The 18,471-nt window shown below is 32.9% G+C and carries 17 protein-coding genes and 2 tRNA genes; 11 read left to right on the plus strand and 8 right to left on the minus strand.

All coding sequences use genetic code 11. From position 1 onward, the window contains the following. Nucleotides 1-88 precede the first annotated feature (88 nt). The 3 genes from RT99_RS05580 to map form a co-directional block, all read right to left on the minus strand. Nucleotides 89-868: a class I SAM-dependent methyltransferase gene (locus RT99_RS05580; protein WP_042563759.1), complete on the minus strand. Its 780-nt coding sequence runs from the start codon at nucleotides 866-868 to the stop codon at nucleotides 89-91. Nucleotides 869-949: 81 nt separating this feature from the next. Beyond that, nucleotides 950-1,324 carry a GxxExxY protein gene (locus tag RT99_RS05585; RefSeq protein WP_042564045.1) on the minus strand — a complete coding sequence of 125 codons (375 nt, stop codon included), beginning with the start codon at nucleotides 1,322-1,324 and terminating at the stop codon, nucleotides 950-952. 61 nt (nucleotides 1,325-1,385) lie between these two features. Further along, the gene (gene map, locus RT99_RS05590) at nucleotides 1,386-2,204 is read right to left on the minus strand and encodes a type I methionyl aminopeptidase (RefSeq protein ID WP_042564046.1); all 819 of its coding nucleotides are present in this window, start codon (nucleotides 2,202-2,204) and stop codon (nucleotides 1,386-1,388) included. 286 nt (nucleotides 2,205-2,490) lie between these two features. Between map and RT99_RS05595 the strand changes: the two genes are divergently transcribed. Next, entirely contained in the window at nucleotides 2,491-3,747 is a 1,257-nt protein-coding gene (locus RT99_RS05595) for a DUF445 domain-containing protein (RefSeq protein ID WP_042563760.1), read from the plus strand. Between the two features lie 147 nt (nucleotides 3,748-3,894). Here RT99_RS05595 and gpmI read toward each other — a convergent pair whose 3' ends face one another. After that, entirely contained in the window at nucleotides 3,895-5,412 is a 1,518-nt protein-coding gene (gene gpmI / locus RT99_RS05600) for a 2,3-bisphosphoglycerate-independent phosphoglycerate mutase (protein WP_042563761.1), read from the minus strand. A 140-nt stretch (nucleotides 5,413-5,552) separates the two neighbouring features. Continuing rightward, nucleotides 5,553-7,982, minus strand: coding sequence for a DUF5916 domain-containing protein (locus RT99_RS05605; protein WP_042563762.1), 2,430 nt, complete (start codon nucleotides 7,980-7,982; stop codon nucleotides 5,553-5,555). A 294-nt stretch (nucleotides 7,983-8,276) separates the two neighbouring features. Here RT99_RS05605 and RT99_RS05610 point away from each other — a divergent pair, with 294 nt between their 5' ends. Beyond that, nucleotides 8,277-8,999, plus strand: a complete 723-nt coding sequence (locus RT99_RS05610) for a murein L,D-transpeptidase catalytic domain family protein (RefSeq protein WP_042563763.1) — start codon at nucleotides 8,277-8,279, stop codon at nucleotides 8,997-8,999. Here the strand turns inward: RT99_RS05610 and RT99_RS05615 are convergent. Further along, nucleotides 8,988-10,580: a murein L,D-transpeptidase gene (locus RT99_RS05615; protein ID WP_042563764.1), complete on the minus strand. Its 1,593-nt coding sequence runs from the start codon at nucleotides 10,578-10,580 to the stop codon at nucleotides 8,988-8,990. The genes RT99_RS05610 and RT99_RS05615 overlap by 12 nt on opposite strands. A 1-nt stretch (nucleotide 10,581) precedes the next feature. After that, nucleotides 10,582-11,019 (minus strand): GNAT family N-acetyltransferase, encoded by a 438-nt coding sequence (locus RT99_RS05620; RefSeq protein WP_042563765.1) that lies wholly within the window; start codon nucleotides 11,017-11,019, stop codon nucleotides 10,582-10,584. A 133-nt stretch (nucleotides 11,020-11,152) separates the two neighbouring features. Between RT99_RS05620 and RT99_RS05625 the strand changes: the two genes are divergently transcribed. Beyond that, nucleotides 11,153-11,225 (plus strand) — tRNA-Gly (locus tag RT99_RS05625). 106 nt (nucleotides 11,226-11,331) lie between these two features. After that, nucleotides 11,332-11,404, plus strand: a tRNA-Gly gene (locus tag RT99_RS05630). 115 nt (nucleotides 11,405-11,519) lie between these two features. Here RT99_RS05630 and pepE read toward each other — a convergent pair. Further along, nucleotides 11,520-12,227 (minus strand): dipeptidase PepE, encoded by a 708-nt coding sequence (gene pepE, locus RT99_RS05635; protein ID WP_042563766.1) that lies wholly within the window; start codon nucleotides 12,225-12,227, stop codon nucleotides 11,520-11,522. Between the two features lie 161 nt (nucleotides 12,228-12,388). On the opposite strand from pepE, the gene RT99_RS05640 reads away from it, so the two are divergent. The 7 genes from RT99_RS05640 (at nucleotide 12,389) to RT99_RS05670 (ending at nucleotide 18,455) form a co-directional block, all read left to right on the plus strand. Beyond that, nucleotides 12,389-13,156 carry a carboxypeptidase-like regulatory domain-containing protein gene (locus RT99_RS05640; protein ID WP_042563767.1) on the plus strand — a complete coding sequence of 256 codons (768 nt, stop codon included), beginning with the start codon at nucleotides 12,389-12,391 and terminating at the stop codon, nucleotides 13,154-13,156. Continuing rightward, nucleotides 13,143-13,868, plus strand: coding sequence for a carboxypeptidase-like regulatory domain-containing protein (locus RT99_RS05645; RefSeq protein ID WP_042563768.1), 726 nt, complete (start codon nucleotides 13,143-13,145; stop codon nucleotides 13,866-13,868). The genes RT99_RS05640 and RT99_RS05645 overlap by 14 nt, the downstream gene beginning before the upstream one ends. Further along, on the plus strand, nucleotides 13,858-14,610 hold the full coding sequence (locus RT99_RS05650) for a hypothetical protein (RefSeq protein ID WP_042563769.1): 753 nt from the start codon (nucleotides 13,858-13,860) through the stop codon (nucleotides 14,608-14,610). Before RT99_RS05645 ends, RT99_RS05650 begins: the two co-directional genes overlap by 11 nt. Continuing rightward, complete coding sequence (locus RT99_RS05655) at nucleotides 14,607-15,113, plus strand: DUF6702 family protein (RefSeq protein ID WP_042563770.1); 507 nt, start codon at nucleotides 14,607-14,609, stop codon at nucleotides 15,111-15,113. The genes RT99_RS05650 and RT99_RS05655 overlap by 4 nt, the downstream gene beginning before the upstream one ends. 67 nt (nucleotides 15,114-15,180) lie before the next feature. Next, a complete protein-coding gene (locus RT99_RS05660; RefSeq protein ID WP_042563771.1) occupies nucleotides 15,181-17,427 on the plus strand; it encodes a M1 family metallopeptidase in 2,247 nt (748 codons plus the stop codon). 105 nt (nucleotides 17,428-17,532) lie between these two features. Further along, nucleotides 17,533-17,892, plus strand: coding sequence for a twin-arginine translocase TatA/TatE family subunit (locus RT99_RS05665; RefSeq protein WP_042563772.1), 360 nt, complete (start codon nucleotides 17,533-17,535; stop codon nucleotides 17,890-17,892). Beyond that, nucleotides 17,892-18,455 carry a phosphatase PAP2 family protein gene (locus tag RT99_RS05670; RefSeq protein WP_042563773.1) on the plus strand — a complete coding sequence of 188 codons (564 nt, stop codon included), beginning with the start codon at nucleotides 17,892-17,894 and terminating at the stop codon, nucleotides 18,453-18,455. The genes RT99_RS05665 and RT99_RS05670 overlap by 1 nt, the downstream gene beginning before the upstream one ends. Nucleotides 18,456-18,471: the final 16 nt, after the last annotated feature.

Genomic DNA, 18,471 nt, shown 5'->3' on the forward strand with positions numbered 1-18,471 from the left:
GGTTTGAGCTAAAATTTAAAAAGTTTTCAAATATTGCTATTTTGAAAACTTTTTAAATGAACTATAAATCAATTATATGGTGAAAAATCTACTGTTTAATTTCCTGTTTGAAACAAAGAGGAATAATTTCTCCTTTTGCCAAACAATATTTTTCTACCAATTCTGGGGCAATTTTATTCGTATAATCTTCTTCTATTACGATAAAGCCGATACTTCTTAATTTGTCGAAATAATCGCGTCCGTAAATACGAACGTGATCATATTGTCCAAATATTTTAGCACGTTCTTTTTGATCGGTAATTGTATCATCAGCAAAGGTTTTTTCTCTCGATAAATCCTGAGGAATCTGTAAAACAGCCATTCCGCCTGGTTTTAATACGCGAAATAATTCCTGCATCGCTTTTGTGTCATCCGGAATATGTTCTAAAACGTGATTACACAAAATCACATCGTATTCGTTGTCTTTAAAAGGTAAATTACAAATATCTGCTTTTACATCTGCCAAAGGCGAAAACAAATCGGTTGTGGTGTAATCAAGATTTTTCTGCTTGCGGAATCTTTTGTAAAAAGCCTGTTCCGGAGCAAAATGCAATACTTTTTTTGGTGCTGTAAAAAAATCAGTCTGATCGTTTAAATACAACCAAAGTAAGCGGTGTCTTTCTAATGAAAGAGTACTTGGCGAAAGTACATTGTTACGTTGTTTTCCGTATCCGTAAGGTAAAAACGATTTAAAACTTTTCCCGTCAATAGGATCGGTAAATTTATCTCCTTTTAATGATAAAGCCAAAATCGGACGCGCCACATAACTCAAACGAATTAATAATGGGCGCGGGATTGTATTAAGTATTAGTTTAAAAAGTTTTTTCACAGTTTAATAGATTTGAACACGAATTTCACAAATTAACACGGATTAATGTTTGTGGTGAAATTTCACGAACCTTGATTTGGGTTAAAGTACTATTCTTTTATATTTAAGGCTATCCTCTCCAAAATTTACTAGTAAACCTAGTTTGTTTTTTGATGCAGCCAGATAATTTAATGTTTGTTTAATTTCGCTTGTTGACAGTGCTGCAATTGCTTTTAATTCTAAAATGATTTCATTGAAAATCACAAAATCTGCAAAGTAATAACTCGACAGTATTATATCCTTATAAGCGATATTATATTTTAATTCTCTGTTGTAAGGGATTTCATTTCTTTGAAATTCATATTCTAATGCATCACCATACACTTTTTCACTATGTCCTTTTCCTAAAATTTTATGGACTTCCATACAAATCCCAATAATTTTATAGGACTCTTCTTTTAAATATAACTCATTCATCATCATCAATCAGTGAAATTTTCAGCAATATATTAATTCGTGCAAATATGTGAAATTCGTGTTATAATATAAGCGGCACTTGTCTAAAATCATCTTCTTCATTACTCTCAATTCCTAACGCTTTATAGATGTATTGAAAAGTCGATAATAATTCTGGTTTTCCGTCAATTAAGGCAACGTCATGTTCGAAATGCGCACTTGGTTTTCCATCAGCAGTTAATATAGTCCAGCCGTCTTTAAGTTGTTTGATGTTTCTTGTTCCCATATTGATCATTGGCTCGATAGCAACGACCATTCCTTCTACAAAAAGTTTTCCGCGGCCGCGTTTTCCGTAGTTTGGCATTTCCGGTTCTTCGTGCATTTTCTGTCCAACACCGTGCCCAACTAATTCGCGAACAACACCGTAACCGTGAGCTTCAGTATATTTTTGAATCGCATTTCCAACATCTTCAACGCGATTTCCTGCTTTAAATTCACGAATCCCAACATATAGAGATTCCTTAGTGATTTTCAGAAGTTTTTTAACTTCCGGAGCAACTTCACCAATTTCAAAACTGTAAGCGTGATCACCGTGATAACCGTTTTTGAATGCACCACAATCTACGGATATAACATCACCATTTTTCAAAGGTGTATTATTTGGAATTCCGTGTACAACCTGTGCGTTTGGACTCATGCAAAGCGAATTCGGAAAATCATACAATCCCAAAAAACTAGGAACTGCGCCATGATCACGAATAAATTCTTCGGCTAACTTGTCAAGATATAATGTGGTGACTCCTTCTTTAATTTCAGAAGCAATCATTCCTAATGTTTTAGATACGATCAAAGCACTTTCGCGCATTAATTCAATTTCTTCTCTACTTTTTTGGATAATCATATTTTTCAGATTTTCAGTTCGCAAAAGTACAATTTTAATATAAATTTTTCGCCACGAATTGTTTTTTTCGCCACGAATTTCACGAATTAGCACAAATTAAAAATTAATACAAAAATTGAATTTTAGGAATTCATCGTTTTTAAAATTCACACAAAAATTAATTAGTGAAAATTAGTGAAATTCGCGGCAAACCTTTTTAATTCTCATTAATTTCTTAAAAACTCAAAGCCTTTCAATTTAATATTTGACAGAAAAACCGTAAATTAGTAGTAAAAACGTTTAAATCATGAAAACTCCGATAGTCCAGGAAAATATATCCAAAGAAAAAGCTTTACGAAAAATGAAAGGAAACGCTTTGGCACTTTTAGGTTTTGCGGTCCTTTTATTTATAATTGCGATTTATTTTAAGATTCCGATATTGCAGGCGTTTAGCGAAGCAGCAATGGTGGGTGGAATCGCAGATTGGTTTGCAGTTGTGGCTTTATTTCGTCATCCGATGGGAATCCCGATTTGGCATACGGCGATTATTCCAACAAAGAAAAATGAAATTGGCGAAAATCTGGGCAGTTTTGTTTCCGAAGAATTTCTGGATCGTGAAAAACTGGAAATTAAAATAGAAGAATTCAATTTTGCAACTAAAGCTTCAGATTGGCTTTCACAGGGAGAAAATGCCAATAAAATTGCTAATTTGGTTGTTGTAAATATTATTCCGGGTGTTTTAAAAACTATAAAAGATGAAGATGTAAAACGATTAATTCAGGTTCAGTTTAAGGAAAAATTGGAAGGAATTAATTTTGGAGATTGGGTCGCGTTGGCGTTAGAACCTTTGCAGAAAGGAAACGTTAAAGATCAATTGCTAACCAATTTGATGGAAGTTATGAGCACCGAATTGGCAAATAATAAAGATTTGATTCGCAAAAAAGTAAAAGAATCAACGCCATTTTTGAGTTTTGGCTTAGCCGATAAAAGCATTTCAGAAGGAATTTTTAATGGTTTGGCCGAATTTTTAGATGAAGCCAAAAATCCCGACAGCACCGTGAGAATTAAAATAGACGAATATGTTTATAATTTTCTGGATCAGGTAAAAAATTCAGAAGAAATGCGAGTGAAAATCAATAATTTAATTCTTGGTTTTGCTGGCAAAAAAGAAGTTCAGGATTATGTAAACGGAATTTGGGATGAGATAAAATTGTCTATTACTAATGATTTGGAAAAAGGGGATCAATCTTCCATCAAAAATAGTATCTCAAATTTAATTCAGGGTTTCGGAACCGGAATAAAAGATGATCCAATAATGATCGACAAAATCAATAATTTTATCAAAATTGATTTATTATCAGTGCTTTTAAATAATAAAAAAGTGATAGGCGATTTAATTTCCTCTACGGTAAAAAGCTGGGACGGAAAGGAAGTTTCTGAAAAATTAGAACTGGAAATCGGTAAAGATCTCCAATACATCAGAATCAACGGAACGTTGGTAGGAGGAATGATCGGACTTGTGATTTATGGCGTAGAACAGATTTATCACTTTTTTATAGTGTGATGCTTTTTAAACCATATAAGTTATATAAGTAAATATAAATCAGCGTGATTTGTTTTTTTTGGAAAAATAAAACCATATAAGTATAGTAAGTTTTTTAAATGAACTTATATAACTTATATGGTTTAAAAATTTAACCTAAGATGTTTTCTACAACAACGAATGACAAGTCATTGCTGCTGGTTGCTGAACGCCCATTAATTCTAAAATAGTAGGAGCGATGTCGCCTAAAACACCATCGTTTATGTTTTTTAATTGTTTGTCAACCAAAATAATAGGCACTGGGTTTGTTGTGTGTGCAGTATTTGGACTTCCGTCAGGATTAATCATAGTTTCGCAATTTCCGTGATCTGCAATTACAATTGTAGTATAATCGTTTGCAAGAGCTGCTTCGATAACACCTTTTACGCAGGCATCAACAGCTTCACAAGCAAGAATTGCAGCGCTCATGATTCCGGTATGACCAACCATATCACCGTTTGCAAAATTTAAACAAACAAAATCAACTTCGCCTTTGTTTAATTCAGGAATAAGCGCGTCTTTCAATTCGAAAGCACTCATTTCTGGCTGTAAATCGTAAGTCGCCACTTTTGGAGAGTTTCTTAAAATTCTGCTTTCTCCTTCAAATGGAGTTTCTCTTCCGCCGGAAAAGAAGAAAGTTACATGTGGATATTTCTCGGTTTCGGCAATACGAATTTGCTTTTTACCAGCTTTTTCTAAAACCTCACCAAGAGTTTCAGTAATATTATCTTTATTGTAAACAACTTTTACATTTTGGTATGTTTCGTCGTAGTTGGTAAGCGTAACATAGTACAAGTTTATTTTGTGCATGTTTTGCTCGTGAAAATCTTGTTGAGAAAGCGCTTCTGTAAGCTCACGACCTCTGTCTGTTCTAAAATTGAAGAAAATGACAACATCGCCTTCGATAATCGTAGCCAATGGATTTTCTTTCTCATCAACCATAACAATTGGTTCGATAAACTCATCGGTAACGTGATTTGCATAACTGTCAAGAACGCTGGCAACTGCATTTTGAGAATGAGTTCCTTTTGCATTTACTAATAAATCGTAAGCAAGTTTAACTCTTTCCCAGCGTTTGTCACGATCCATTGCATAATAACGACCAATGATTGAAGCAATTTTTACAGGAGTTTCTTTAATATATTCTTCTAAATCATGAATGTATTTAGCTCCCGATTTTGGGTCAACATCACGACCATCTGTAAAAGCATGGATAAAAACATTATCTAAACCATATTCCTGAGAAGCGTCAATTAATCCGCGTAAATGTGAAGTGTGAGAGTGAACACCTCCATCAGAAACTAATCCTAAAAAGTGAACTTTTTTATTGTTTTCTTTGGCATATTTAAAAGCATCAACCAATACTTGCTCTTTTGCAAGCGTTTTGTGTGCTACTGCCAGATTTATTTTGGCTAAATCCTGATATACGATTCTTCCGGCACCAAGATTCATGTGACCTACTTCACTGTTTCCCATTTGACCTTCTGGTAAACCTACGTTTAGACCATCAGTTCTAAGTTGTGCACTTGGGTAATTTCGGTAAAGACTGTTTATAAAAGGAACGTTTGCATTGTCTATTGCAGATACTTTAGGGTCAGGAGATTTTCCCCAACCGTCTAAAATCATAAGTATTACTTTTTTGTTCATCATTTTTAGTTTTTTACAAAGATAAACCATTTATAAAATGAGCAAGAAAGCAATGTCATAATTTATGTTTAATAAAATGAATTGTTATGAAAAATATTAAATTAATTATATAAGTCTTTATTTTTTAAAATTAATTCAGACTACGCTCGCTTTCTAATTTTATTTTTGACCGCATTATAGTCAATAAAGTATTTTACGCTTACAGAAAAAACATGTTTTAATGCCGTATTAGTTAATAAGTCGGCTACATTCGATTTGAATTCTTTGTCAATTGTACGTTCAAAATTAGCTGCGCTGTTTCGGTATAAAACCGAAACCTGACTACCTGGAGCAAACCACCAGGAATAAGAAAGATCAGCATTCCAGGAATAAAAACTCGAATTTTTGTTTTCGGTATATTGCGGATGTGGAGATAAAGTTCCGTCTTGTTCCAGTTCAAGAATATCTTTGTTTTCTGCATACGACCAATATTGGCGAACGGCTAAATTAAGCGTCATCGCACTGTTTATGGCATATTTTCCACTTAAAGTGTTAGCGTAGGTAATTACATTTCTATTTGCAAAAACAATAGCTTTAGGTGTGCTTTCATTATCATCTTCATCCACACTGTCGATATACCCTTTGTTGTTGTCTTTTCTTAAATAGCTAAAAGTGTATGTCAACAATAGTTTATCATTAAAACGATATCTTGGGCCAATGTCAATGCCATAATTCAGTCGCCCTGATTGATTAAAAAGTAATAAAGTAGGATTTAAATCTAAGGCAAATTTATAATTGTAATTCGTCGAGATACTGCCCCACCATTCTATCCTTTGCGGAAGCGCGACATATCTGTTGTCTGCCCTTGGCTCATAATAATCGTATGATTCTAAAGGATAAAACGTAATTCCTGTTCCGTAATAATTATTTTTTACGGTTGTCAGGTTCACATTTGCATTGATGCTATTGTCTTGTACTTTTCCGGATTCTTTATTAAATTCTGAATACATATTCAGGTTAATCTTGAAACTATTAAAAAGCTTTGTCGGGTTTAGAATTCTGTAATTGGCATTTCCGTAAAAGTTGTAATAATTAGTATAGAAATTAATTCCCAAATCATTCGGATCGAAATCTTTAGAAACAAAATCAGAACCAAAACTGTAACGATAATTTCCGCTTGTTTCGGCAAAGCCAATAGTTGAATAAATTCCTTTTTTATCTTCTTCGGCATTAATTAAACTGTATTTTACATTTCCGGATAAATTATAGGTATTCGCTTTTGTATTTAAATCCCACGCCAGACCGGTTACGTTGGCGTCTCTGTAATGTGTATTTCTGGAAACATTGGTATTGATTAAGGTTACTGATGAATTTTTGCGAAAGCGCTGATCTAAAACCAAAACATTATAATTTGTCAAAGGTTCTACAACTTCGCGTCTCGTTGCGCCGGTTATTGTATCTTGTATTACAGCAAATGTTTTTTCGGTAACAGCGTTTAAAACCCCGATTCCAAGACCATTTTTAGTTCTTCCCGAAACTTTTAGCGCATTTATAAGATTTACGTTCTGAACATTTTCGATGATTTTTTCATCATCATTTAAATCCGGATCAATGGACGGTGCTCCTCCAATTCTTCTCGAATAAAACATATTTCCTTTGTTGAACAAATCAGTTCCTTCGGTAAAAAAGGCTCTGTTTTCGTTAAATTGCTGCTCAAACGGACCCAAATTCAGAATTTGATCATCGTATTTTGTTTGTCCAAAATCAGGAATTAAAATGGCATCGAGTGTAAAAGCATCGTTTATACCATATTTAATATCCATTCCGCCTTTCATTGTTCCGTACGTTTTTTGTCCCTCACCGGCATTTAAATAATAAGAAGCGTAAGGCATAAAAAACAATCGGGTAGGAGGTTTGATGTTTTCAATTCCTTTCAGGTTACCGTTTTGCTGAGTAAAAGTGCCAATTTTGGTATCGATTAAATTCCAGGTATATTTTTTACGTTCTCTTTTTATTTCCCTGAAAAAATTAATTCCCCACGTTTGTTTATTTTCTGCAGAAAAACGCAAAGCTGCATACGGAATTTTAATTTCAACAATCCAGCCTTTATCGCTTAATCTGGCTTTGCTAATCCAGACCGCATCCCAGGTAAAATCTTCACCATTTGCATCTGTCATAATACAATCGCCTTGTACGTCAGAAGCAGAAACAAAAAACTCAAAATTTTGCTGACCATCGTTAAAACCATTAATGAAAACACCAAAAATATCTGCAGTTCCAAAATTATCACGTTGAGAGATTTCTTTTAAAATCTTATCTGGCTCATCATCATATAGCATTGCACCAATATAAAGGGCGTCATTATTGTATAAAACCTTGATTTCAGATCTTTTAGTATTAGGAATAGGTTTGCCATTATCAGGTTCAAACATAACAAAGTCTGTAGCTACAGGAACATTTTCCCATGCGACTTCGTCTAATTTTCCATCAATCACAACAGATTGGGAAATAGGCTGTGCCTGTAAAGTTTTCTTTTGGCTAAAAACGAAGCATGTTGATAGTAAAAAACTTAAAAAAAATATTTTTTTCATTTTTGAATAAAAATAACGAATATGATTGCCTGTAAATAGACAGTCGTTTTTGTTAATTGTTACACTTTAATATTCAATAATTATATCTTTTCAACAGATGTAAGTTTATGATTACATATTTAAATCTAAAATAATCAGTAAAAATAAGTTTTTTCCGTCGATATGCTAAAATTTTCTTTTCTATCTGTTAAATTTTAAACAAAACAGGCCTGATTTACAGTGATTTATTTTGTGCGCTATATTTTTTTTATACTTTTGCTGAACCCAAATTTATTATTAACCTAAAGAATTTCAATGATTTACAAAATTTATCCCTTGTTGGTGTTTTTGCTATTGTCTTTTGGAAAAGACACAAAAAACACTCCAGAATTAAAAGAAGTAACTGCCAGAAGCATTGCAAAAGTTGAAAAACTGTCTGTAGATGCTAAAATTGAAAATGTTTATAATACATTAAATTCTAACCATTTTGAGTTACCAGAACTTAAAACTTTTTCTGAAGCATTAAAAGGCTTTTACTTATTGAAAGAAAAAGGAATTATCAAAAAAGATATTTTAACGCTGATTGATTTTAGTTTGTCATCAAACATCAAACGCCTTTGGGTAATTGATTTAGATTCAAATAAAATCTTATTTCATTCTTTGGTTGCCCACGGAAGAAATACAGGAGAAGAATTTGCTTCGGCATTTTCAAACTCAAACTCATCTTTTAAAAGCAGTTTAGGGTTTTATGCAACTGGCGAAATTTACCAGGGAAAACATGGTGCTTCATTAAAATTAGACGGGTTAGAAAAAGGTGTAAACGATAATGCCCGTGAAAGAGCGGTTGTTATGCACGGAGCCGATTATGTTTCTGAATCTTTTATCAGAAATAACAAAAGATTAGGCAGAAGTCAGGGTTGTCCGGCGATTCCATTTGAATTAACAAATGAAATCATCCAAACAATAAAAGATAAATCGTGTTTGTATATCTACCATCCTTCAAGAAGTTTTACAATGGAAGAAAAACTAATTTCTTAGTTTACTATACAAATCCGAATCAAGATTATAAATATCAGCTCTGAAAATGAGCTGATTTTTTTTGCTCCATGCTGTCCAATACCATTGGTATAAAGCGTATTTTTTTGTGATTCTGATGTTTATTGTCTTCTTGGTTTCAATAATAGAATCGATTTTTTCTTTTGGCCAGTTTGTTGCAATGGTATCATTCAAAATATGTTCTGCCAATTCTAATGGATTTTCAATACGCACACATCCTGAACTTAAAGAACGATTGTTTCTTCCAAAATAATTACGATGATTGGTATCATGTAAATAAACGCTATGGTGATTTGGAAATAAAATTTTCATTAATCCCAAAGAGTTGTTATAACCCGGACTTTGTACATAACGGTAACTATTAGGTTTGTCCTCATTCCATGCCTTAGGATCAACTTCGCGCCCGGCAGAATCAAATATGGTGATTCTTTTTTTGGCTAAATAGTTCCTGTTCTTTTTCATCTCAGGGATAATGTCTTCTTTTAGGATAGTGGGAGGAACTGTCCATGTTGGGTTAAAAACGACCGTTTTTAGCTTTGATGTAATAATAGGTGTTTTTCTTTTGCTTGTTCCTACAACAATATTTCGAACCAAAGTGGTGTCTTGATTTTCAATAACATTCAAACTGTAATTAGGAATATTAATGATAAAATAATTTTCAGCAAAATCATTATTATACCATCTCCATCTTTCGAGATTGGCAATAATTTGTTGTTTTCTTTTTTCTTTAGTAAAGTTTAAAGCACTCAGGGTTCCTGCACCAATAACGCCATCGGCGGCTAAACCGTGCCTTTCCTGAAATCTTTTTACAGCTTCAAATGTTTTTTTATCGTATTTATTAGTCAGACTGTCTTTTCCGGTCAGATCTTCCCAGAATAAAAGTTTCTTTTTAATATCTATTAAAGCATTGTTAGTGTCATTCAATGTCATTTTATCCGCAGATCTTATAGTGTCTGTAACTTCTTCTTCCGGATAAGTATTGATGATTTCAAGTGCTTTTAAAAGCTCTTTATAGGTTTGATGTTTTGGTTGAATATTATCAACAATGCTATCTAATTTGTTTTTATTAAAAGCTTTAATAAGAGTGTTATTTGGATCAAATGTTTTTTCTTCCAAATCCCAATCAGTATATAATTTTTTAGGATCGAGTTTTCCTTTATATAAATGAGTTAAGTATAATTCAAAATTATAAGTCAGTAATATGTCATAAGTAGCCAATTCTTTATCATTTAAAGAACTGATTCTTTTCTCAAATTTTTCGAGTGTTGCGGCTTTGTAATCTTCGGGATTTAAACCTAATTCTTCCGCTTTTTTTAATTGGGATAAAACGTAAGTTCTTTTTTTAAGGTTTCCCCAAACGCTTTTATTTTCTGAAGCAATGTAAAATTGTTTCAGAGTTTCACTTTTAAAAACATTTATTAATGCAGTATCGACAGCTACTTTTCTTTCGTCAGTAAGTATAATTGCCGGTGGAGGAGTTTTTTTTACACGAATAACTTTTGGTTCCTCTTTTTTGCAGTTAATAAAAAAACATATTACAATCAGAAAGTAGAGTTTATTCATTTTATAATTTTTTAAACATTAAATAGTGTTCGCCGACATCTTTTATATCAAAAGGCTGGCCAATTATTTGGTAATTCATTTTTTTGTAAAACCCAACAGCAGCTGTTCTGGCATTAAACCAAATTAAATCAACGTTTTGAGTCTTGCAATAATCTTCGCAATGTTTTACGAGAGCTTCACCAAATCCTTTTTTTTGATGATTTTCCAAAATAGCCATGCCTCGAATCTGAGCTTGATTTTTGTTGGCAAATATAGTGTTGGTTTGGGAGAATAATGAAATAATACCTATTAAGTCGTCGTTTTCGAATAACCCAAAATGATGTGTAGTATTTAAATCGTCTCCTTCAAAGATGCAGCTTTTGATAGGTTTTCCTTTTCTGAGTACTGGTTGGCGAACGATATAAGTGTCTTTTGATGGAATTTCTTTGATAATAGTCATAATGTGTAAAAAATAATAAAAGTATAACTTTTTAGTTTTAAATAGGTTATAAGGAATCGTTGTTTTTTAATTAATTTTTTTGCAAAAAAGCTTGTTTTGAACTGAACTTATTTTTTATATTTGCACCAGTAATGCGAAAGTAGCTCAGTTGGTAGAGCTCCAGCCTTCCAAGCTGGTTGTCGCGAGTTCGAGCCTCGTCTTTCGCTCTAAAAAACCGAAATTTTATTATTTCGGTTTTTTTATCAAAGTTGAATAATTTTTGATTTTTATTTTTTAAAATGATTTAATTGTTTATATTTGCACCCTGTTAATGCGAAAGTAGCTCAGTTGGTAGAGCTCCAGCCTTCCAAGCTGGTTGTCGCGAGTTCGAGCCTCGTCTTTCGCTCTTCAAAAAGCCTTAAACTATTAGTTTGAGGCTTTTTTGTTTTTTGCCATTAAGATATTAAGATAAATTAAGCTCAAAACTTAATAAACTTAATATCTTAATGGTAAAAAAAACTTTATTTTAAATTGCTCAAATCATTTTCGGCTTCTAATTCCTGAGGAGTTTGGTTTTGCAGAAACAAACGGGCTTTTAAATTTCCTTTTAAAGTAATTTTATCTCCTTTTACTTCAAGCCAGCTTCCTTCTCTTAATCCTAAAACCGGAATTGAATTAAAGGCATGAAATTCTTTGATTCTGGTTTCACGCGTTTCGCCCATATGTTTCGATTGTAAATCGGCATCTAAGTAATGTGGGTTTAAGTTGAAAGGAATTAATCCTAAGGTCTGGAAACTTGGCGGATAAACAATTGGCATATCGTTCGTAGTCTGCATCGATAATCCGCAAATATTACTTCCGGCGCTTGTTCCTAAATATGGAGTTCCGTTTTTTACAGTTTCAGAGAGAATCTGCATCACATTATGGTAGTATAGTTTTGTTACCAGTAAAAAAGTATTTCCGCCTCCGGTAAATATTCCTTCTGCGTTTTTTATGGCGTCTTCTGCGTTTTCAAATTCATGAATTCCTTTTACAGCTATGTTAATTTTTGAAAATGCCAGAGCAGCTTTTGCGGTATATTCGTCATGTGAAATTCCTCCCGGACGCGCATATGGAATAAATAAAATGCTTTTGCAGTTTTTAAAATGAATTTGCAAAGTAGGTAATAAATACTCTAAATAACTCCCTTCGTGCAAAGTAGAAGTGCTGGCAATAATAATATTTTTCATAAAATTTAATCTCAGATTGTGCTGTTAAAGATATTAAAAACTCCTTTTTTAGACTTAAAATTCAAAGTTTAATTAACATATTTTTACCAAGCCGTTAATACTAAATTTGGAGTACATTAAGATATTTTTACACTTTTAAGAATAATTTTAATTTTTTCATTTTGATCAACAAAGTTTTATGTGTTTTATGTGTTGTTTTGAGTCAGACTGCGTGGACTCAAAATGAAGAGCGCATTATAATAAGCGGAAAAATTGTTTCTAATACAAATGATTTGGAAGGTGTTTATGTAGTGAATGCGCAAACAGAAGTCATGACAACTACAAATGCTGAAGGAGCTTTTTCGATTTTGGCGAAAGCAGGAGATGAACTTGTTTTTTCCTCTATTCAATTTAAAGAAAAGAGAGTTTTAGTTACTCCTGAAAATTTTTCGGAACTTAATTTTATAGTAAAACTTAATATTGTAATGCATCAATTGCAGGAAGTTATTATAAGAAGATACGATAATATAAATGCTGTGGCATTAGGAATTATACCCGCAGGACAAAAAACATATACTGAGGCGGAAAGAAAATTACACACTGCTACAGCATTAAATGCAACTGCAAGTACGAGTTCGCTTGCCGGAGGTTCAATTTCTGCAGATCCGTTATTGAATTTTTTATCAGGGCGCACGGCAATGCTGAAAAAGGAAGTTGCAGTAGAGAAAAAAGAGTTTTTTATGAAACTTTTAGAGAAGATGTTTAGTCTGGATCATTTTGTAAACCGACTAAAAATTCCAAATGAATATGTAAAAGGATTTGAATATTATGCTGTTGAAAACGATAAGTTTACGACAATTTTAAATTCTAAAAATAAAACTTCGACAGAATTTCTTTTAGGAGAATTAGCTGTAAAATATAAAGAAATACTTGCTGTTGAAAACAAATAAAACCTTATTCATATTTTTTCTCTGGATAACTCAAATTTCGTTTGGGCAAACTACTGGTGCCAAAGAAATTCTTGGTCAAATATTCGAACAATCAACTTCTGTTGAAGGAGTTAATATTATCAATAATGAAACGCAGGTTACAGCGGTTTCTGATGCAAGCGGAATGTTTTCGATTGTTGCTAAAGAAGGCGATGTGTTGGTTTTTTCATCAGTTAATTTGGAGCCTTTTAAACGAAGAATTACAATTGAAGATTTAAAATCTAATCTGCTTCAGATAAAAATGGTTGCTAAGGAAATTGAATTGAAAGAAGTTGTTGTAAACGAAAATGCAAATATTAATGCCGAAAATCTCGGTATTATTTCGGCAGGACAAAAAAAATATACGCCTGCAGAAAGAAAAGTGTACACAGCAACATCGACTCCGGGTGATGCTTTGTTAAATGCAATTTCGGGGAGAACTTCAATGTTGAAAAAAGAAGTGCAAGTCGAGAAAAAAGAAGCGCTTTTTAGAAAAATAGAATACCTTTTTGATGAGAAATATTATACAGAAAGATTGAAAATTTCGGTAGAAGATATTAAAGGATTTCAATTATATTGCATAGAAGATTCTGAATTTGCCGTATCTTTGAATAGTAAAAACAAAACAATGAGTATGTTTTTAATAACTGAATTAGCCGGAAAATATCTAAAAATTCTCGAAAATGAAAAATAGCCTAAGAATACTCGTTGTGTGCTTATTTTGTCAGATTGCGCTTGGACAAAACTCAAGGAAACCATTACATGGACAAGTTACCAATAAGTCACTTACCATAGAAAGTGGGTATGTAATGAATATAAATGCCAATGTTAGAACTTTTATTGGTTTAAATGGATTGTTTGATATTATGGCAAGGCCTAAAGACACTTTGCTCTTTACCGGAATTGCATTTCAATCTAAAAAAGTGGTGTTGACAGAGAAAGATTGTGCAGAAGTACTTTTTACGGTACCTCTGGATTTGGTAAATATAGAGCTGAAAGAAGTTTTGGTTCATAAAGAATTAAAAGTTAAATCTTTGCAAGGCGGATCGCAGGGAATTGTTGATATGCAGTTTGAAGATGATAAATTATCAAGTCCTGAAAATAAAGCAATGTATTCTGATCAGACTATTAAATACGGAACTGATTTTGTTAGAATATTTAAAGACGTAAAAAAGCTGTTTCGTAAAGATGAAGATGTAAAGGAAGAAGTGATAAGTGATATTGCATTTGTTGAATATTCTAAAGGTAATTTTACTCCCGACTTTTTTACTAAAACACTAGGGTTAAAAGAAGATGAGATTGACTTGTTTTTAATGTATTGTTCTAATGATGCAGAATCTAAGAAATATTTAAAGCCAGAAGAAAAATTTGAATTAATGGACTTTATGATTAATAAAAATAAGGAGTTCAAAAAAGTGGAAATGAAACAGAAATGAAAAAAAAGTTAGTTTATTTCTTAATTGGAATCTTGTTTATATCGTTATCATCTTTTGCGTTTCATAAGTTTTACATGGGCGTTTATCAGGTCAATTATGTGGCTGAGAAAAAAATGATTCAAATTACGTCGCGTATTTTTATTGATGATTTGAATAATGGTATGGAAAAAAAATACCATAAAAAAACATTCGTTGGAACAGAGAAGGAAACGCAGGAAGATTTAGATCTTTTGAAAAAATACCTTTCAGAAAATTTCACAATAAAAATAAACGGACAGTTAAAAGCAATTACTTTTTTGTCTAAAGAAGTCGAAGCCGGCGATGTTTTGGTTTGTTACTCCAGAATAAAAGATATTGACAAGTTTAAAACAATTGAGATTTCGAATACAATTTTAGTTGATTGGAATGCTGAACAGCAGAATATTACACATATTTCAGCTTTTGGTACTAAAAAGAGTGTTCTCTTTACAGAATCTTCAAGGAAAGAAGTGTTAAAGTATTAATGGATAAGTAAAATTACCATTATAATTATTATTTTCACACCCTGACAAAACTACCTATTACATTTTTATGAAAAAACTTTCATTATTATTAATTTTTCCTGCTTTATTAATGGCTCAGGAAAAATCAACTTCGGTCGTTGCTCCAAAACAACAAGGAAAATACGATACGAATAAGTTCAGCCAGATGTATGATTTATTAGCTACGCCTAATATGTTTCGTACAGCTTCCGGAGCGCCGGGTCCTGCATACTACCAACAACAGGCAGATTATAAAATTGATATCGAATTAGATGATAAAAAATCAAAAATAACAGGATCTGAGGTTATTACGTATTCAAACAATTCTCCGGATAGTTTAGAATATTTATGGATTCAGTTAGATCAAAATCAGGCAAAAGCCAATACGCAGTCGACTTTGGCTGAAAGCGAAAAAATCAATCAGGTTTTGCCGCTTGATGGTTTTTCAAGCAAATATTTGAAAAAAGATTTAGAGCGTGGTTTTAATATCGAACAGGTAAAAGATGCTAAAGGAAATCCAATGTCATATACGATCAACGAAACGATGATGCGTATTAACCTGGCAACTCCTTTAAAACCGGGTGAAAAAATTTCATTAGCCATAAAATGGTGGTATAACATCAATAATTATAGAAAAGAAGGTGGACGTTCTGGTTATGAATTGTTCGAAAAAGATGGAAACAAATTGTATGTAATTGCGCAGTTTTATCCAAGAATGGCTGTTTATAACGACGTTGAAGGATGGCAAAACATGCAGTTTTGGGGAAGCGGAGAGTTTGCTCTTCCTTTTGGAAATTTTGACGTAAATATCACAGTTCCTGCAGATCACGTAATTGATGCAACAGGAGAATTGACAAACAGAGCTGAAGTTTTTACTGCAGAACAGGTAAAACGTTACGAACAAGCTCAAAAATCATTTGATAAACCTGTTGTAATTGTAACACAAGCGGAGGCTGAAGCGGCTGAAAAGGGGTTCTCTGAAAAGAAAAAAACCTGGAAATTTAGTGCTAAAAACGTACGTGATTTTGGTATTGCTTCGTCAAGAAAGTTTATTTACGATGCAATGGCTGTACAATTAGGCGGCAAAGTCGTTATGGCAGAGTCTGTTTATCCTAAAGAAGCAAATCCGCTTTGGGGAGAAACTTCAACAATGACAGTGGCGCATACTTTGAAAAGCTATTCCTCTCATACTTTTGATTATCCTTATCCAAAAGCGGTTTCAGTTTCTGCAGAAGATCAGGGTATGGAATATCCAATGATTTGCTGGAATTTTGGTCGTCCTGACGAAAACGGAGTAACAAGTAAAGAAGTTAAAAACGGAATGATTGGTGTTGTAATTCACGAAGTTGGACACACTTTCTTCCCAATGATTGTAAATTCAGATGAGCGTCAATGGACTTGGATGGATGAAGGTTTGAATTCATTTTTAGAATATTTGGCAGAGCAGGAATTAGATCCAAATTTCCCTTCAAGACGCGGACCTGCAAAAAATATTGTTCCTTACATGAGTGGAGACCAAAAGTTTTTAGAGCCAATTATGTCTAACTCAGAAACTATTCACCAATTTGGAAATAACGCATACGGAAAACCGGCTACAGGTCTTAATATTTTAAGAGAAGTAGTTATGGGTAAAGAATTGTTTGATTATGCTTTTAAAACATACGCAAACAGATGGAAATTCAAGCATCCAACTCCGGAAGACTTCTTTAGAACTATGGAAGATGCTTCTGCAGTAGATTTGGACTGGTTTTTTAGAGGATGGTTTTACTCTACTGATTTCGTAGATATCGGAATTAAAGAGGTGAAACAATATTACGTTTCTGATACTCCAACAGCTGATCTTAAAGATGTAAAAGTTAGAAAAGGACGTTTTGGTTTTGATAAAGGACCGTTTGTATATTTAGTAGCCAGTGATAACGCTGAGGTAAATGCTTCGAAGAAAAAAGCATTGAAAGTAGATGATGTAAAATTATTATCTGATTATGTTGACCAAACTTTTACAGCAGAAGAAAAAGCAAGTTTAAAATCACCTAAATATTTCTACGAAGTTGAGTTTAACAAACCAGGCGGAATGATTATGCCAATTCTTGTGGAGATTACTTATGAAGATGGTTCGAAACAAAACTTCCAATATCCGGCTCAAATCTGGAGAAAAAGCAATGATACTGCCAAAAAAGTTTACGCTACAGAAAAAGCAATAAAAAGCATTCAGATAGATCCAAAATTGATGACTGCAGATATTGATGTAACCAACAACTCCTGGCCAAAAGTAGAAGAAAAATCAAAATTTGATTAAGCATACAATTAAAAAGACTCTGAAAAGAGTCTTTTTTTTTAAGGAAATTTTAAAGTTCATGAGCTACAAAATTTAATATCTTTGTGACACACAAAAATAAAAGTTATGTTTGGTATAGGAGGAGGAGAATTAGTTTTCATACTATTTATAGTTTTAATGCTTTTTGGTTCTGATAAAGTGCCGGAAATTGCCCGTACTATGGGTAAAGCAATGGCGCAGTTAAAAAACGCAACCAACGATATTAAAAGTGAAATTCATAAAGGAGCAGAAGCCAATGGTTTTGATTCTCAAACTTTGACGAATATCACCGGTAATATCAATGCGCAGATTAACGAGGCAAAAACTAATTTATTAGGCGATACGACTAGTGTATCTACTAATTTGTTAGGGGATACTGCTGCAGAAATCGACAAAGTAAAAGAAGACATAGAAACAATCTCAGGACCAGTAAAACGCCAAAAATAATGCTTGAAAAAATAAAAGAATTTGATATCAATTTATTGGTATATCTTAATAGTTTAGGTTCTGAAAAATTTGACGGCTTCTGGCTTATTATTACCAATCAATTGTATTGGACACCATTCTTTTTATTTCTTTTCTTTCTGATCTACAAAAAAATAGGAGTAAAGCAGACTTTATATATATTGCTTTTTATTGCGGTTTTGATCGCTTTTACAGATCAGACCACAAATCTTTTTAAACATACTTTTGCGCGCTTGCGTCCGTGTAACAATCCTGATCTTAAAGGTGTTATTCGTGCCGTTCAGATTCGTAATTCATATAGTTTTTTCTCAGGACATGCTGCAAATACAATGGCGGTTGCTACCTTTTTGTTCTGGATTTTAAAACGCCATTTCAAGTATTTCGGATTATTGTTTTTATGGCCTTTAATTTTCGCTTATAGCCGAATCTATTTAGGATTGCATTATCCGGGAGACATTCTTACGGGGTATTTCTTCGGAGCACTTTTTGGATCGTTGCTTTATTTGGTTTATAAACGACTAAAACCGCAATATTTTCCGGGATAATTTTTTTAAAGATTCT

The sequence above is a fragment of the Flavobacterium sp. MEB061 genome (assembly GCF_000834715.1).
GTDB classification, from domain to species: Bacteria; Bacteroidota; Bacteroidia; order Flavobacteriales; family Flavobacteriaceae; genus Flavobacterium; species Flavobacterium pectinovorum.